General features: G+C 71.4%; 13 protein-coding genes. 8 read left to right on the top strand and 5 right to left on the bottom strand.

The window, feature by feature from the left end; translation table 11 throughout:
* The first annotated feature begins 189 nt into the window (after nucleotides 1-189).
* From ACIGWZ_RS23315 to ACIGWZ_RS23290, 6 genes are all read left to right on the top strand, one after another.
* Nucleotides 190-1,524, top strand: coding sequence for a DUF2252 domain-containing protein (locus ACIGWZ_RS23315; protein ID WP_400067583.1), 1,335 nt, complete (start codon nucleotides 190-192; stop codon nucleotides 1,522-1,524).
* Between the two features lie 108 nt (nucleotides 1,525-1,632).
* Nucleotides 1,633-2,298, top strand: coding sequence for a hypothetical protein (locus ACIGWZ_RS23310; RefSeq protein WP_400067581.1), 666 nt, complete (start codon nucleotides 1,633-1,635; stop codon nucleotides 2,296-2,298).
* A gap of 87 nt (nucleotides 2,299-2,385) precedes the next feature.
* A complete protein-coding gene (locus ACIGWZ_RS23305; protein ID WP_400067579.1) occupies nucleotides 2,386-3,234 on the top strand; it encodes a thioredoxin domain-containing protein in 849 nt (282 codons plus the stop codon).
* A 62-nt stretch (nucleotides 3,235-3,296) separates the two neighbouring features.
* Nucleotides 3,297-4,001, top strand: coding sequence for a hypothetical protein (locus ACIGWZ_RS23300; RefSeq protein WP_400067577.1), 705 nt, complete (start codon nucleotides 3,297-3,299; stop codon nucleotides 3,999-4,001).
* Between the two features lie 16 nt (nucleotides 4,002-4,017).
* Nucleotides 4,018-4,941, top strand: a complete 924-nt coding sequence (locus ACIGWZ_RS23295; RefSeq protein WP_400067575.1) for a thioredoxin domain-containing protein — start codon at nucleotides 4,018-4,020, stop codon at nucleotides 4,939-4,941.
* A gap of 112 nt (nucleotides 4,942-5,053) precedes the next feature.
* Nucleotides 5,054-6,697, top strand: a complete 1,644-nt coding sequence (locus ACIGWZ_RS23290; protein ID WP_400067573.1) for an alkaline phosphatase D family protein — start codon at nucleotides 5,054-5,056, stop codon at nucleotides 6,695-6,697.
* A gap of 18 nt (nucleotides 6,698-6,715) precedes the next feature.
* Here the strand turns inward: ACIGWZ_RS23290 and ACIGWZ_RS23285 are convergent, their stop codons facing one another.
* Entirely contained in the window at nucleotides 6,716-7,321 is a 606-nt protein-coding gene (locus tag ACIGWZ_RS23285) for a dienelactone hydrolase family protein (RefSeq protein WP_400067571.1), read from the bottom strand.
* A gap of 127 nt (nucleotides 7,322-7,448) precedes the next feature.
* On the opposite strand from ACIGWZ_RS23285, the gene ACIGWZ_RS23280 reads away from it, so the two are divergent.
* Complete coding sequence (locus tag ACIGWZ_RS23280; protein WP_400067569.1) at nucleotides 7,449-8,537, top strand: mechanosensitive ion channel family protein; 1,089 nt, start codon at nucleotides 7,449-7,451, stop codon at nucleotides 8,535-8,537.
* A gap of 7 nt (nucleotides 8,538-8,544) precedes the next feature.
* Here ACIGWZ_RS23280 and ACIGWZ_RS23275 read toward each other — a convergent pair whose 3' ends face one another.
* The 4 genes from ACIGWZ_RS23275 to ACIGWZ_RS23260 form a co-directional block, all read right to left on the bottom strand.
* A complete protein-coding gene (locus ACIGWZ_RS23275; protein ID WP_400067567.1) occupies nucleotides 8,545-10,140 on the bottom strand; it encodes a Na+/H+ antiporter in 1,596 nt (531 codons plus the stop codon).
* Between the two features lie 88 nt (nucleotides 10,141-10,228).
* Nucleotides 10,229-11,170 carry an RluA family pseudouridine synthase gene (locus ACIGWZ_RS23270; RefSeq protein ID WP_400067565.1) on the bottom strand — a complete coding sequence of 314 codons (942 nt, stop codon included), beginning with the start codon at nucleotides 11,168-11,170 and terminating at the stop codon, nucleotides 10,229-10,231.
* Between the two features lie 77 nt (nucleotides 11,171-11,247).
* Nucleotides 11,248-11,880 carry a signal peptidase II gene (gene lspA / locus ACIGWZ_RS23265; protein WP_400067564.1) on the bottom strand — a complete coding sequence of 211 codons (633 nt, stop codon included), beginning with the start codon at nucleotides 11,878-11,880 and terminating at the stop codon, nucleotides 11,248-11,250.
* Nucleotides 11,881-12,003: 123 nt separating this feature from the next.
* Complete coding sequence (locus tag ACIGWZ_RS23260; RefSeq protein WP_400067562.1) at nucleotides 12,004-12,852, bottom strand: TraR/DksA family transcriptional regulator; 849 nt, start codon at nucleotides 12,850-12,852, stop codon at nucleotides 12,004-12,006.
* A gap of 564 nt (nucleotides 12,853-13,416) precedes the next feature.
* Here ACIGWZ_RS23260 and ileS point away from each other — a divergent pair.
* Nucleotides 13,417-16,554 (top strand): isoleucine--tRNA ligase, encoded by a 3,138-nt coding sequence (gene ileS, locus ACIGWZ_RS23255; RefSeq protein WP_400067560.1) that lies wholly within the window; start codon nucleotides 13,417-13,419, stop codon nucleotides 16,552-16,554.
* Nucleotides 16,555-16,710 lie beyond the last annotated feature (156 nt).

The raw sequence follows: 16,710 nt of genomic DNA, 5'->3' as shown, positions 1-16,710 counted from the left end.
GAAGTCTACGACTCCCCGCCGACAATCGAGGGCGCCCGAGTGCCCGCCACGGGGCACTCCCGAGTAGCCTCACCCGTTGTCACAGGCAGATCCGTCACGAACAATCGCGAGCACTTCGCGATCGGGTTCCGTCATGGATCCCTGTACCCCTCTCGTACCCCTCTCCCGCACCCCAGGAGGCACCCAGCGATGTCGTCCCAGCACGCCCCGGCACCGGACGCCGCGCAGCGCGGCGAGGAGATCCTCGCCGTCTTCGACACCGCCTTCGGAGAGCTGCTCGCCGCCGACCCCGCGGCCTTCCGCGTGAAGTTCCGGAAGATGGCCGCCTCGGCCTTCGCCTTCTACCGGGGCACGGCCTGCCTGTTCTACAAGGACCTGGAGGACGGGAAGGACAGCGGCCCCTACTTCGACGAGCGGACCGGCCGGGTGTGGATCCACGGCGATCTGCACGCCGAGAACTTCGGCACCTACATGGACTCCACGGGCCGGCTGATCTTCAACGTCAACGACTTCGACGAGGCCTACGTCGGCCCGTTCACCTGGGACCTCAAGCGGTTCGCCGCCTCCGTCGCGCTGATCGGCTACGCCAAGGCGCTCGGCGACGAGCAGATCACCGACCTGGTGCGCATCTACGCCGCCGCCTACCGCGAGCGCATCCACGCGCTGGCCACCGGGGCCAAGGACGACGATGTTCCGCCCTTCTCCCTGGACACCGCCGAGGGGCCGCTGCTGGACGCGCTGCGCGACGCCCGCTCGCTGACCCGCTTCGGGCTGCTGGACTCGATGACGGAGATCCGCGACTTCGAGCGCCGGTTCTCGGCGGGCAGCGGCAGCGTCGAGCTGGACGCGGCGACCCGCTACAAGGTGCTGGCCGCCTTCGACGGCTATCTGGAGACGCTGCCCGACTCGAGCCTGGACCGCCCCGACTCCTACCGCGTCAAGGACGTGGTGGGCCGCCGCGGCATCGGCATCGGCTCGGCCGGACTGCCCTCGTACAACATCCTGCTCGAGGGCAACAGCGATGCCCTGGAGAACGATGTCGTGATCTACATGAAGCAGGCGCAGACCCCGGCCGTCTCCCGGCACATCACCGACCCGGCGGTCCGCGGCTACTTCCAGCACGAGGGCCACCGCACGGTGATCTCCCAGCGCGCCCTCCAGGACCACGCCGACCCCTGGCTGGGCTGGACGGAGCTGGACGGCGCGGGCCAGCTGGTCGCCGAGATCTCGCCGTACGCGGTCGATCTCGACTGGTCGGACATCGACGACCTGGAGGAGATCTCCGCCGTGGTGGCCGACCTCGGCCGGGCGACGGCCACCATGCACGCCGCGGCGGACGACGAGAGCGGCCACTCGCTGGTGCCGTTCTCCACCGAGCGCGCCATCGACGCGGCCATCGCGGCCGACGAGGGCGGCTTCGCGAAGGTCCTGGTCGACTTCGCGCACTCCTACGGGGCGCGCGCCCGCGCCGACCACCAGATTTTTGTGGATCTGTTCCGGAACGGGCGGATTCCCGGCCTGTAAGGGGGTGCGCGCGGGATCCACCGAGGGTTTCTGAGAGGTTTCTGAGATTCCTGTGGGTTCGGGTCCCGTTCTGCACCGCTTCTCCCGGACCATGGCACACTCGCTCCGATGGACATTTCTGCGGCACATCTGCGGGCACTGCGCGCAGCGCTCTTCACGGCGCTGTGCGTGACGCTGTCCTCGGCGTCGCATGTGCTGCTGTCCCGGATGCCGCTGCCGCTGACCACCGTCGCCGCGCTCTCCGCCGCCGTCTTCGCCCTCGCCTACGCGCTGGCCGGCCGGGAGCGCGGCTACTGGCGGATCGCCGCGCTGCTGCTCCCCCTGGAGCTGGCCGCCGACACGGTCTTCAGCATCGGCCAGCACACCTGTTACGGCGAGGGCGGCGGTCCGGTGACCGGACCGCTGCGTTCGCTGGGGGTGGATCTGCTCTGCGGCGGCGGCGCCGTCGGCGTCCCCTTGGCGCGGATGTCCCAGGACGCCGCCGCGCCCGCGGTGGCCGCGCCGTGGCTGCTGCTGCTCGTGGCGCACCTGCTGATCGGGCTGCTGGCCGCGGCCTGGCTGCGCCGCGGCGAGGCCGCGCTGGCGCAGCTGCTGGGCGCGGTGGCCGGCTTCGCCTTCCGCCCGCTGCTGATCGCCGTCGCGGTCGTCGGCGCACCGGCCGCCCCGGGCCGCCCGGTGCCCGCCCCCGTGCGCTCCGGCCGGCCCGCCCGCGCCGTCCCCCTGCTCGTGCACAGCGTCGTCCGCCGTGGACCGCCCTGCGCGCTCGCTGTCTGAGACCCGGCCGCGCGATCTGCGCCCGCCCTCGGTCAGCACAGCACGCACGTACCCCACGTCCACGGATTTCCACGGAGCGGAACAGTCATGAGCAATCGCAACAGCCAGGCCAACAAGCAGGCAGCCCGTGAGCGGCTGCGCGCCGAGCGTGAGCAGCAGGCGAAGAAGGAGCGGCTGCGCCGGCAGCTGGTCGTCGGCGGCGCGGTCGTCGGCGTGCTGGCGGTGGCCGGCGGGATAGGACTGGCGGTCGCCAAGTCGGGCGGCGGCGGCGCCGACGGCGCGGGCGACGGCCAGGAGTGGGCGAAGGCCGCGAAGGCCAAGCTCGTCAAGCCCGCCAACACCTCCGGCAACAAGGGCACCACCGTCGTCATCGGCAAGCCGGACGCCAAGAACACCCTCAGCCTCTTCGAGGACCCGCGCTGCCCCGGCTGCGCGGGCTTCGAGCAGACCGCCGGCGCGACCGTCGAGAAGGACATCGAGGACGGCAAGTACAAGGCGTCGTACCACCTCGGTACGTTCCTCGACGGCAACCTCCAGGGCACCGGCTCGAAGAACGCGCTGAGCGCGCTGGGCGCCGCCCTCAACGTCAGCCCGGACGCCTTCCTGAAGTACAAGTACGCGCTGTACTCGAAGGAGTACCACCCGGACGAGCGCGGACCGGACAAGTTCGCCGACGACGCCTACCTGATCAAGGTCGCCGACACCATCCCGGCGCTCAAGGGCAATGCGGCCTTCCAGAAGGCCGTCAAGGGCGGCACCTACAACCGGTGGGCGCTGGAGATGTCGAGCGAGTTCGACTCGCACAAGGACGTCTCCAGCACGCCGACCGTCAAGGTCAACGACACCGTGATCGGCACGAAGGGCCCCCAGGGCGTTGAGGCGCCCTCCAGCGTGGCGGAGTTCAACTCCATGGTGGACAAGGCGCTGAAGCACTGACGCATCCGGCCGATGCCAAATCTTGACCCGGGAGTCTGCCGTGCTCATGGCAGACTCCCGGCATGCAGAGGAGGGGATTTCGGGCGGTACGGGCGGCGCTGTTCACCGCGCTGTGCGTCACGGTGTCCGCCGCCTCCCATGTTCTGCTCTCCCGGGCCCCGTTGCCGCCCCTCACCCTGGCCGCGGTCTGCGCCGGTGTCTTCGCGGCGGCGTACGCGCTGACCGGCCGCCGGCGCGGGTACGGGGCGACCGCCGCGCTGCTGGTGCCGCTGGAACTGGCCGCCGACACCCTCTTCACCACCGGGCAGCACGCCTGTTACGGACGGGCCGGCGGCCCGGTCACCGGCCCGCTGCACTCGTTCGGCGTGGAACTGCTGTGCCACAGCGGTGCGTTGGGTGTCCCGTCGGCCTGGCCGGCCGCGCTCTCCCACGGCCCGGACGGCAGGGGAGCCCCCGCGGCGGCGGCCGTCCCCTGGCTGCTGCTCGCCGCCCATCTGGCCGTCGGCCTGCTGGCCGCCGCCTGGCTGCACCGCGGGGACGCCGCCCTGGACGGGCTGCTGCGCGCGATCGCCGGTTTCGCGTTCCGCCCGCTGCGGTGCGCGGCCGCGGTGGCCACGGCCGCACCGACCCCGCTCCGCCGCCGCATCCGCCCGCTGCATCCCCGGCCGCCGGCCCGCCCGCTCCCGCTCCTCGTGCACTGCGTACTGCGCCGCGGTCCGCCTCGTACGGCCGCCCTCGACCAGTCCGTACGAGCCATCACCTCCTGAGGAACGGGAACCCCCCATGAGCACTCGCAACAGCCAGGCCAGCAAGTCGGCGGCCCGCGAACGGATCCGCGCCGAGCGCGAGCGGCAGAAGAAGAAGGAGAAGACGCGGCGCCAGCTCGTCGTGGGCGCCTCCGTGGTCGGCGTCCTGGCGATCGCCGCCGGTATCGGCTTCGGCATCATGAAGCTGACCGCGCCCACCGGCTGGGAAGCCGCCGCGGAGGCCAAGTCCGTGCAGCCGGCCCACACCCAGGGCAAGAACGGCACCGAGATCCTGATAGGCGACCCGAAGGCCAAGGAGACGCTGGAGGTCTTCGAGGACGTCCGGTGCCCGGCGTGTGCGGCTTTCGAGCAGAGCACCGGCCCGGAGCTGGTGAAGGACATCAAGGAGGGCCGGTTCAAGGTCCGCTTCACGATGTACTCGTTCATCGACGGCCTGTCGGGCGGCGAGGGTTCGAAGAACGCGCTGAGCGCGCTGGGTGCCGCCCTCAACGTCGGCCCGGACGCGTTCTTGAAGTTCAAGACCGCGCTCTACTCCGCCAAGAACCACCCCGAGGAGACCGACGACGTCTACGCCAAGGACTCCGCGCTGCTCAAGGTGGCCGCGGAGGTGCCGGAGCTCAAGGGCAACAAGGCGTTCGAGAACGCGGTCACGAAGGGCACCTACGACCGCTGGGCGATGGACATGACCGCGCTGTTCGGCCGTAAGGGCGTCAAGGGCACGCCGACCTTCATGCACGGCGACAAGAAGCTGGTGATGGACAGGATTCCGCAGCAGCAGATGACGCAGGCGCAGTACAACCAGCTCTCGCTGAACAACTTCAAGAAGATGATCGACAAGGAGTTCGGCCCGGCCAAGGGGATCCAGAAGGGCGAGAAGGACCCCACCGCCGGCGGCAAGGGGATCCAGAAGGGCGAGAAGGACCCCACGGCCGGGCACTGAGCGCCGCAAAGGGGCCATAGCGGTGCCGTAGAGGGAACGGGTGGGCGAATTCTGGGAATCCCCCGGTCATCGCCCTCCCGTTGCTCCCTACTGGCCAGTAAGGTGAGCGGCCGTGACCGATCATCACCACATCTCACGCCGCTCCGCCGTCACGGCCGTAGCCGCCACCGCCGCTCTGCTGCCGCTGGCCGGCGCCGCCACCGCGCATGCCCAGACCTCCCCCGACCAGCGCCGGTTCTTCCGGCACGGCATCGCCTCCGGCGACCCGCTGCCCGACGGCATCCTGCTGTGGACCCGGGTGACCCCGAGCGACGAGGCAACCCCCGGCTCCGGCCGGGGGCCGGCCACCAAGGTGACCTGGCAGGTGGCCAAGGACCGGGACTTCACCACCCTCGTGGCGCACGGCAGCGTCACCGCCACCGCCGCCGCCGACCACACCGTCAAGGCGGACGTCCGCGGCCTGCGCCCGGCCACCCGCTACTACTACCGCTTCACCGTCGACGGACAGCACTCCCCCGTCGGCCGCACCCGTACCGCGCCCGCGGCCGGCGCCGAGCCCGGCAACGTCCGCTTCGGTGTGGTCTCCTGCGCCAACTGGGAGTCCGGCTACTTCTCGCCGTACCGCCACCTGGCCGCCCGCGCCGACCTGGACGCGGTGCTGCACCTGGGCGACTACCTCTACGAGTACAAGTCCGGCGAATACCCGGCCTTCACGTACGTCGTGCGCCCGCACTCCCCCGCCCACGAGCTGCTCACGCTCGCCGACTACCGCATCCGGCACGGCGTCCACAAGACCGACCCGGACGCGCTGGCGATGCACGCCACCCACCCGGTCATCGCCATCTGGGACGACCACGAGTTCGCCGACAACGCCTGGAAGGGCGGCGCGGTCAACCACACCCCGGACACCGAGGGCCCGTGGGCCGCGCGGATGGCCGCGGCCAAGCAGGCGTACTTCGAGTGGATGCCGGTGCGGCCCTCCATCGCGGGGACCACGTACCGCAGGCTGCGCTTCGGCAACCTGGCCGATCTGCATCTGCTGGACCTGCGGTCCTTCCGCGACGAGCAGGCCAAGCCGGGCAGCGGCGCGGTCGACGACCCGAGCCGTACGCTCACCGGCCGGGCCCAACTGGACTGGCTCAAGGCCGGGCTGGAGCGCTCGGACACCGCCTGGCGGCTGGTCGGCACCTCGGTGATGATCTCGCAGGTGGCGTTCGGCTCCATACCCGCGCATCTGCTCGGCCCGCTCGCCGACATCCTCGGCATCCCCAAGGAGGGCCTGGCCGTCAACACCGACCAGTGGGACGGCTACACCGACGACCGGCACGAGCTGCTGTCCCACCTCAGCGACCGCGGTATCGACAACACCGTCTTCCTGACCGGCGACATCCACATGGCCTGGGCCAACGATGTGCCGCTGGAGGCGGCGACCTACCCGCACACCGCGCCGGTGGCAACGGAGTTCGTGGTCACCTCCGTCACCTCCGACAACGTGGACGACATCCTGCACGTCGCCCCGCACACCGTCTCGCTGGTCGGCGTCGCCGCGGTCCGCGCCGCCAACCGCCATGTGAAGTGGCTGGACATGGACTCGCACGGCTACGGCGTCCTCGACGTCAGCGCCGAGCGCACCCAGATGGACTACTTCGGGATCTCCGACAAGACCGACCCGAACGCGACCAGCGCGCTGCTGCGCTCGTACCGCACCCTCAACGGCACCCAGCGGATGGAGAAGGCGGACCTGCCGATCGCCTGACCCCCGGAGGGGTCCGGCTCACAGCCCCGCCAGGAACCCCAGCGCCACCCTCCAGGTGCTCTCCGCCGCCTCCTCGTCGTAATCCGGCAGGTCGGGGTCGGTGTAGAGGTGGCCGGCGCCGGCATAGCGGAAGACCTCGACGTCCGCGCCGGCCCGGCGCATCTGGAGGTACCAGGCGTTCAGCCAGTCGTGCGGCTCGTACGGGTCCGGGTCGGCGACGTGCAGCTGCACCGGCAGATCGTCGGCGACGGCGCCCTCGGCGATGTCGGAGGTGCCGTGCAGCAGAAGCAGCCCGCGGGTCTTCTCGTCGGCCAGCGCGAGGTTCTGCGCGACCGAGCCGCCGAAGGAGAAGCCGGCATAGACCAGGCCCCGGTCGGAGTAGGGCGCGGCGGCCGTGACGGCCCGCTTGAGCAGCTCCTCCTTGCCGATCTCGTCCTTGATGACGATGCCGTCCGGCACCGAGTCCGCGGTCCGGCCGTCGAACAGGTCGGGGACGATCACCTCGTGGCCCGCGGCCCGCAGCCGGTCCGCCGCGGCCTGCACCGCGGGGCGCACCCCGCAGACCGAATGAAACAGCACAATCGTCGAAGACCCGCTGGTGGCGGACTCGCTGGGCTCGGGCACTGAGATCACTTCCCTGGGTTGGATCGCTCTCTCCCATGGTGCCAGCTACGGTCGAGGAGACCGGCACCACCGCACACCGGCACGACCGGCACCACCGCACGACCGGCACCACTGCAAGGAGAAACCCGTGTCCCCGGAGGACGTGCTGCGCCCGCTCGCCGTCATCGGCGGCTCGATCGTGGTCACGCTCGTGCTGGTCCGGCTCGCCGACCGGACGCTGCACCGGATCGATGCCGCACACCCCGAGACGCCCCTGTGGGGGCTGCTGCGGCGCTGCCGGAGACCGGCCCAAGTGGCGCTGTGCGCGGCCCTGTTGCGCGGCGCGTACGGCGAGGCCGGGCTGCGGCCCGTCGAGGAGCACGGGGCGGGGGTCGGCCGGGCGCTGACCCTGGTGCTGATCGCGGCCACCGCATGGCTGCTCATCAGAGCCGCGGCGGCCGTCGTCGAGTCGTCGTACACCCGCTATGCGGCGGGCGCGCGGGACGCGGCGCGGGTGCGGCGGGTACGCACCCAGGTGACGCTGATCCAGCGGGTGGTGACGGCCACGGTGATCCTCGTCGCCGCGGCCGCGATGCTGCTGACCTTCCCGGAGATGCGTGCGGCCGGTGCGTCCGTGCTGGCGTCGGCCGGGGTGCTGGGCATCGTCGCCGGTATCGCCGCCCAGTCCACGCTCGGCAATCTCTTCGCCGGGCTGCAGATCGCGTTCGGCGACATGGTGCGCATCGGCGACACGGTCGTGGTGGACGGCGAGTGGGGCACCGTCGAGGAGATCACCCTGACGTTCCTGACCGTACGGACCTGGGACGAGCGGCGGATCACCATGCCGGTCTCGTACTTCACCGGCAAGCCGTTCGAGAACTGGTCGCGCGGCGGCGCCCAGATGACCGGCACCGTCCTCTTCCACCTCGACCACAGCGCGCCGGTGGAGAAGATGCGTCAGCGCCTGCACGAGATCCTCCAGGAGTGCGAGGACTGGGACGGCCGGTCCTGGAGCCTGGTGGTCACCGACACCACGCCGTCCACGATGGTGGTACGGGCGCTGATGACCGCCCGCGACGCGGACACCATCTGGACGGTGCGCTGCCAGGTGCGGGAGCGGATGATCGAGTGGCTGCGGACGGAGCACGCCTACGCGCTGCCACGGATCGCCACCGCGCCCGCGCCGCTGGGCCGGCGCGCGGTGCGCCGGGACGGCGATGCGGAGCCGGCGGGCTGAGCAGCCGTCAGGGCGTTCCGCGCAGGCTGCGGATGTCCAAATGGCGCAGTACCCGGTCCACGACCTCCGGGTCGGCGCCCGGCTCGCTGCGGGCCGCCAGCACCTCGTGCCGGGCCGCCGAGAGCATCTCGCCCTGGATGCGCTGCACCTTCTTCATCCGGGTGGTCCGCTTGTCGAACAGCTCGCGCCGCTCGTCGTCGACGATGTCCGGCGCGATCCGGGCGCCGAGGTCGTAGGCCCGGCGGGAGAGCTGGTCGCTGACCTCCTCGGGCAGCTCTTCGACCTCCAGGATCTCCCTCAGCCGCCGCTTGGACGCCTTGATCACCCGGATCGCCAGCTCCCGCTCCAGCGCGTCCTCCGCATCCGCGTCGGCCCGCACCCGCAGCCTGCGCACCAGCCAGGGCAGCGTCAGCCCCTGGACGAGCAGGGTGGTGAGGACCACGGCGAAGGCGATGAAGAGGATCTCGTCGCGGGCGGGGAACGCCCCGCCGCCGTCCACGGTGTACGGAATGGCCAGCGCCAGCGCCACGGAGGCCACCCCGCGCATCCCCGACCACCACATGATGAGGGTCTCCCGCCAGCTCATCGGGATGTCCTCGTCGTAGTCGCGGCGCTTGTGCATCCGCTTGGCGAGCCAGGCGGCGGGTAGCAGCCACACCAGCCGTACGGCGACGACCACCGCGACCACCGCGGCGCCGGCGCCGAGCATCGCGCCCCAGCGCCCGGACGCGGCACCGAAGATGTTGTGCAGCTCCAGTCCGATCAGCCCGAAGGCGACGCCGGTGACGAGGGTGTCGACGACCTCCCAGAAGGTGTAGCCGGCGAGGCGGCCCAGTACGTCGTCGGCATCGACCGCGTACTCGGCCAGGAAGAGCGCGGTGGTCAGCACCGCGAGCACCCCGGACCCGTGGAAGTTCTCGGCCAGGACGTACGCCACGAACGGCACCAGCAGGGTCAGCCCGATCTGCAGCGTCGGGTCGCCGAGCAGCCCCATCAGCTTGTTGGTGACCCAGCCCAGCGCCAGTCCGACCGCTATGGCGACCACCGCGGAGAGCACCAGGGAGCCGACCGCGGCGGGCGCCGAGAAGGTGCCGCCGACCGCCGCGGCCAGGGCGACGTGGTAGAGCACGATCGCGGTGACGTCGTTGAAGAGCCCCTCGCCCTCCAGGATGGAGACCAGCCGGCGGGGCAGCCCGAGCTTGCCGGCGACGGCGGTGGCGGCCACCGGGTCGGGCGGGGCGACCAGCGCGCCCAGCACCACCGCGGCGGCGACCGGCATACCGGGCACCACCGCCTGGGCGACCGCGGCGACCGCGGCCGTGGAGGCGAAGACCAGCGCCACCGCGAGGAGGAAGATCGGCCGGAGGTTGGCGGTGAACTGCCGCCAGGAGGTGCGCTGCACGGCGGCGTAGAGCAGCGGCGGCAGCACCAGCGGCAGGATGAACTCGGGCGGTACCTCGACGTTGGGCACGAACGGCAGCAGCGCCAGCACCGCCCCCACGAGGGTCATCAGCACCGGTGACGGCAGCCCCAGCCGGTCGCCGACCGGCACCATGACCACGGCTCCGAGCAGCAGGACGAAAAGCAGAGCCAGCTGGTCCACGGTGGCTACGCTCCGGGGTCGATTGTGATCACTTTCGCCCCAAGCCTGCCACGTTCTTTTCGTTCACCCGCCGTGCAGGCCGCTTGCGTCAGCTGCTTTCGTCCCGCACGGTGTCCAGCGCGTGCCGCAGATCGTCCGGGTAAGCGCTCTCGAACTCGACCCACTGCCCGTCCGAGGGGTGCTCGAAGCCCAGCCGGACCGCGTGCAGCCACTGCCGGCCGACACCGAGGCGCTTGGCGAGGGTGGGGTCCGCGCCGTACGTCAGATCGCCGACGCAGGGGTGGCGGTGCGCCGCCATGTGCACCCGGATCTGATGCGTACGCCCGGTCTCCAGCTTGATGTCCAGCAGGCTGGCCGCGCGGAACGCCTCGATCAGGTCGTAGTGCGTGACCGACGGCTTGCCCTCGGCGGTGACCGCCCACTTGTAGTCGTGCTGCGGATGCCGGCCGATGGGGGCGTCGATGGTGCCGCTCATCGGGTCGGGGTGGCCCTGGACCAGGGCGTGGTAGCGCTTGTCGACCGTACGCTCGCGGAACTGCTGCTTGAGCAGGGTGTAGGCGCGCTCGGACTTGGCGACGACCATCAGGCCGGAGGTGCCGACGTCGAGGCGGTGCACGATGCCCTGGCGCTCGGCGGCGCCGGAGGTGGAGATGCGGTAGCCGGCCGCGGCCAGGCCGCCGATCACGGTCGTACCCGTCCAGCCGGGGCTGGGGTGCGCGGCGACGCCGACCGGCTTGACGATCACCACGATGTCGTCGTCGTCATGCACGATCTCCATGCCCTCGACGGGCTCGGCGACGATCTCCACGGGCGGCGCGGCCTGCGGCATCTCGACCTCCAGCCAGGCGCCGCCGGACACCCGCTCGGACTTCATCACCTCGGAGCCGTCGACCCGGACCTTTCCGGCAGCCGCGAGCTCGGCCGCCTTCGTCCGGGAAAAGCCGAACATACGGGCCAGCGCGGCGTCGACGCGCTCGCCCTCGAGGCCGTCCGGTACGGGCAGGGTGCGGATCTCGGGAATCGTGCTCACCCCACGAGTATGGCAGTCCCGCCGCGGTGCCCGGCCCGGCGGCCGCGGACGCCTCCGCCCCGGCCGCTGCGGGCTGCCTAGTCCTTGTGCACCGTGCCGTCCGGGTCCAGCCCCCGGAAGGACAGGAACACGATCAGGATGCCGCCGCAGACGATCGCGGAGTCGGCGAGGTTGAAGACCGCGAAGTGCGCCGGGGCGATGAAGTCGACCACCGCGCCCTTGAAGACGCCCGGCGAGCGGAAGATCCGGTCGGTGAGGTTGCCGAAGGCACCGCCGAGCAGCAGGCCGAGCGCGATGGCCCAGGGCAGGCTGTAGAGCTTGCGGGCGATCCGGGCGATCACCACGATCACGGTCGCCGCGATGATCGTGAGGAAGATCGTCAGGGCCTCGCCCATGCTGAACGCGGCGCCGCGGTTACGGATCACGGTGAACCGCAGCAGCGTCCCGATGACCTCGACCGGCGCATGGTGCTCCAGCTTCGCGACGGCGAGGAGCTTGCTGCTCAGGTCCAGCGCGTAGACGACCGCGGCGACCACCAGCAGCGCGAGGATCCGCCGCTTGCCCCGGCCCGCCTTCTGCTCCGGCTCCACCGGCGCTCCCCCTTCGGAACCCCGCTCGGTCTCGGATCCCCGTCCGGTGTCCGCCTCGGGGTCCGCTCCGGCACCCGGCCCGGATTCCGGCGTCCTGGTGATGCGCTCCGCCTCTGCCACGTGTGAGTCCTCAGCCCGTTCGAGTCAGCGGCCAGGCGACACGCCTGGCTGAGCACGAGCGTACGGCACACACGTACGGCCGCGGGCGGAACGGGCGCCGCCCGCGGCGGATCCACCGCGGCGTCAGACGCGCCGCTCCTGCTTCTGCTTGCACTCCACACACAGGGTCGCGCGCGGAAAGGCCTGCATCCGCGCCTTGCCGATGGCGTTGCCGCAGTTCTCGCACAGGCCGTAGGTGCCCGCGTCCAGCCTGCCGAGCGCCCGCTCGGTCTGCTGCAGCATCTCGCGGGCGTTGGAGGCCAGCGCCAGCTCGTGCTCGCGGGTGATGTTCTTGCTGCCGGTGTCGGCCTCGTCGTCGCCCGCGCCGTCACCGGAGTCCCGCATCAGCCCGGCGATGGCGTCCTCCGACGCGACGATCTCGTCCCGCAGCCGGCCGACCTCGCCCATCAGGTCGGCCCGCGCCTCGGTGACCTCCGCCGGGGTCCAGGGATCCTCGCCGGGCCGCACGGCGAGTTCGCCGGGCGCCACGGCCACCCGGGCCGGGGGCACCGCGGTCTCCACGGCATGCGCCGCAGCGGCCGCCGTCTTCTTCGCCACCACCGTGTGGGCTCCCGTCTTCTTCGCGGGCACCGCGGCGTTCCTGGCCGCGGTCTTCTTCGCCGTCTTCTTCGACGCCGTCCCGGTGACCGCCGTCTTCGCGGCCGCCTTCTTGGCCGTCGTCTTCTTGGCGGCCGTCTTCGTCGCCGCCGCCTTCTTCGCCTCGGTCTTCTTCGTTGCCGCCTTCTTCGCCTCGGACTTCTTCGCCTCGGCCTTCACCGCGGTCTTCTCGGCAGCGGCCCTGCTCGCGGCAGCCTTCTTCGCCGCGGTCTTCTTCGGAACGGTCTTCGTCGGTGCCGGCTGTTCCGCGACAGCCTCATCGGCCTCATCGGCAGGCGTCGAGCTCGTCTGCGCGGCGGTCTTTTTCGCCACCATGGCCGCGACCCCTTCACATATGTGAGCTTGTGCGCGCATCGTGACGGGAACGATAAATCGCCACAGGGCGTGCGGCAATGGGACGCACCGCCCGGCGGACCCGGCCGCCCCGCCCGGAAGCCCGGTCTGCCTCGGTTGTGCCCCGCTGCCCGCGCCGCACACTCCGCGACCCGGCATCGGGCCATTCGGGTCACACCCGCGCCACGGCCCCCGGCCCCTCGCCGCCCGCCGCCGCCCCGAAAAGCGGTCGGCCGCTGTCGGCGCGGCCCCGTACACTGGGCGGAGCGAGAGGCATTGATGGGACGAGTAGCGTCGTACGCAGCCGGCAGCGACCCGGGGACGGTGTGAGCCCGGGGGGCGTGCACGACGTGAAGATCACCCCGGAGCCGCCGGAAGAAAGCCCGCGAAGCGGCCGTGAGGCCCTGGGCGAGTAGAACCGGCAGCGCGACCCCTAATGAGGGGGCGGTGCCAGCGGCGCCGCCAAGGAGGGTGGTACCGCGGGAGCGCAGGCTCTCGTCCCTCCGGACGGAGAACGCAGCAGGTGTCCGCCGGAGGAAACCCCCGATGAGTGAGCAGCCCCAGTACCGCCAGGTGCCCGCCCAGGTAGACCTTCCCGCCCTCGAGCACGCGGTGCTCGAGTTCTGGCAGGAGCAGAAGGTCTTCGCCCGTACCCTTCAGCAGTCCGAGGGACGGCCCGAGTGGGTCTTCTACGAGGGCCCGCCGACCGCCAACGGCATGCCCGGCGCCCACCACATCGAGGCGCGCGTCTTCAAGGACGTCTTCCCCCGGTTCCGCACGATGCGGGGCTACCACGTCAACCGCAAGGCCGGCTGGGACTGCCACGGCCTCCCGGTCGAGCTGACCGTGGAGAAGGAGCTGGGCTTCAACGGCAAGAAGGACATCGAGGCGTACGGCATCGCCGAGTTCAACGCCAAGTGCCGCGAGTCGGTGACCCGGCACACCGACGCGTTCGCCGAGCTCACGACCCGGATGGGCTACTGGACCGACCTGGAGTCCCCGTACCGCACGATGGACCCCGACTACATCCAGTCGGTGTGGTGGTCGCTCAAGGAGATCTTCACCAAGGGCCTGCTGGTCCAGGACCACCGCGTCGCCCCCTGGTGCCCCCGCTGCGGCACCGGCCTGTCGGACCACGAGCTGGCGCAGGGCTACGAGACCGTCGTCGACCCCTCGGTCTTCGTCCGCCTCCCCTTGACCTCCGGCCCGCTCGCGGGCGAGGCGGCGCTGCTGATCTGGACGACCACCCCCTGGACCCTGGTCTCCAACACCGCCGTCGCCGCCCACCCCGACGTCACCTATGTCGTCGCCACCGACGGCACGGAGAAGCTGGTCGTCGCGGAGCCGCTGCTGGAGAAGGCCCTCGGCGAGGGCTGGAGCGCCACCGGCGAGTCCTTCACCGGCCGCGAGATGGAGCGCTGGGCCTACGAGCGCCCCTTCGGGCTCGTCGAGCTGGAGGGCGCCAACTTCGTCGTCAACGCCGAGTACGTCACCACCGACGACGGTACGGGCCTGGTCCACCAGGCCCCGGCCTTCGGTGAGGACGACCTCAAGACCTGCAAGGCGTACGGCCTGCCGGTGGTCAACCCGGTCCGCCCCGACGGCACCTTCGAGGAGGAGCTGGCGCTGGTCGGCGGCGCCTTCTTCAAGAAGGCCGACGAGACCCTGGTCGCCGACCTCGACGCCCGCGGCCTGCTGTTCAAGCACGTCGCCTACGAGCACAGCTACCCGCACTGCTGGCGCTGCCACACAGCGCTGCTCTACTACGCCCAGCCGTCGTGGTACATCCGCACCACCGCGATCAAGGACGCCCTGCTCCGGGAGAACGAGAACACCAACTGGTACCCGGAGTCGGTCAAGCACGGCCGGTTCGGCGACTGGCTGAACAACAACATCGACTGGGCGCTGTCCCGCAACCGCTACTGGGGCACCCCGCTGCCCATCTGGCGCTGCGCGGAGGACCACCTCACCTGCGTCGGCTCGCTCGCCGAGCTGACCGAGCTGACCGGCACCGACCAGTCCGGCCTGGACCCGCACCGCCCGTTCATCGACGAGATCACCTTCGCCTGCCCGACGTGCCAGGGCACCGCCTCCCGCGTCCCGGAGGTCATCGACGCCTGGTACGACTCGGGCTCGATGCCGTTCGCGCAGTGGGGCTACCCGTACCGCAACAAGGAGCTCTTCGAGAAGCGCTACCCGGCGCAGTTCATCTCGGAGGCCATCGACCAGACCCGCGGCTGGTTCTACACCCTGATGGCCGTCGGCACCCTCGTCTTCGACAAGTCGAGTTACGAGAACGTCGTCTGCCTGGGGCACATCCTCGCCGAGGACGGCCGGAAGATGTCCAAGCACCTGGGCAACACCCTCCAGCCGATCCCGCTGATGGACCAGCACGGCGCGGACGCGGTCCGCTGGTTCATGGCGGCCGGCGGCTCGCCGTGGTCCGCCCGCCGGGTGGGCCACACCACCATCCAGGAAGTGGTCCGCAAGACCCTCCTCACGTACTGGAACACCGTCGCCTTCCAGGCGCTGTACGCCCGCACCTCCGGCTGGGCGCCGTCCGCGGCCGACCCGGCCCCGGCCGACCGCCCGCTCCTGGACCGCTGGCTGCTCGGCGAGCTGAACGCCCTGACCGACGGCGTCACCCAGGCCCTGGAGGCGTACGACACCCAGCGCGCCGGCAAGCTCCTGTCGTCCTTCGTCGACGATCTGTCCAACTGGTACGTGCGCCGTTCCCGCCGCCGCTTCTGGCAGGGCGACGCGGCCGCGCTGCGCACGCTCCACGAGGTCATCGAGACGGTCACCCGTCTCATGGCCCCGCTGACGCCGTTCATCACCGAGCGGGTCTGGCAGGACCTGGTCGTCCCGGTCACCCCGGACGCCCCGGACTCCGTCCACCTCACCACCTGGCCGGTCGCCGACACGGCGGCCATCGACCCGGCCCTCTCCGCCCGGATGCAGCTGGTCCGCCGGCTGGTCGAGCTGGGCCGGGCGACCCGCGCCGAGTCCGGTGTGAAGACCCGCCAGCCGCTGTCCCGCGCGCTGGTCGGCGCGGCCGGTTTCGCCGACCTCTCCGAGGACCTGCGCGCCCAGATCGCCGAGGAGCTCAACGTCTCCTCGCTGGCCTCCCTCTCCGAGGTGGGCGGCTCCCTCGTCGACACCACCGCCAAGGCCAACTTCCGGGCCCTGGGCAAGCGGTTCGGCAAGGGCGTCCAGGCGGTCGCCAAGGCCGTCGCCGCCGCGGACGCCGCGGCCCTCTCGCTCGCGCTGCGCGAGGGCAGGGCGTCTGTCGAGGTCGACGGCGAGACCGTCACCCTCGCCCCCGACGAGGTCATCATCACCGAGACGCCGCGCGAGGGCTGGTCGGTGGCCTCCGACTCGGGCGCGACGGTCGCCCTCGACCTGGAGATCACCCCGGAGCTGCGCCGGGCGGGCCTGGCCCGCGACGCCATCCGGCTGATCCAGGAGGCCCGTAAGAACAGCGGGCTGGACGTCGCCGACCGGATCGCCCTGCGCTGGAGCGCCGGCGACGAGGAGGTGCGCACGGCCCTGACCGACCACGCCGCCCTGATCTCCGACGAGGTCCTGGCCACGGACTACGCCCAGGGCGAGCCGGACGGTTCCTACGGCTCCGCCTTCACGGACGAGAGCCTGGCGCTGACGTTCCACCTGCGCAAGGTCTGAGCGGTGGCCCTGAGCGGCAGGCCCGAGCGGTAGGGCACGGTCGCAGCAGGGCACGGCCTGTCCCAAGAAGCCCCCGGCACACTCCGGTGCCGGGGGCTTCCCCGTGGGCCGAGCGGCACGGCCGCAGATAGAAGGGACGCAAAAGGGCCGGGCCCC

This window comes from Streptomyces sp. NPDC053427 (assembly GCF_044544985.1).
Taxonomy (GTDB): domain Bacteria; phylum Actinomycetota; class Actinomycetes; order Streptomycetales; family Streptomycetaceae; genus Streptomyces.
Note: the sequence above shows the minus strand (reverse complement) of the source record. Positions and strands in the feature narration are given on the sequence as shown.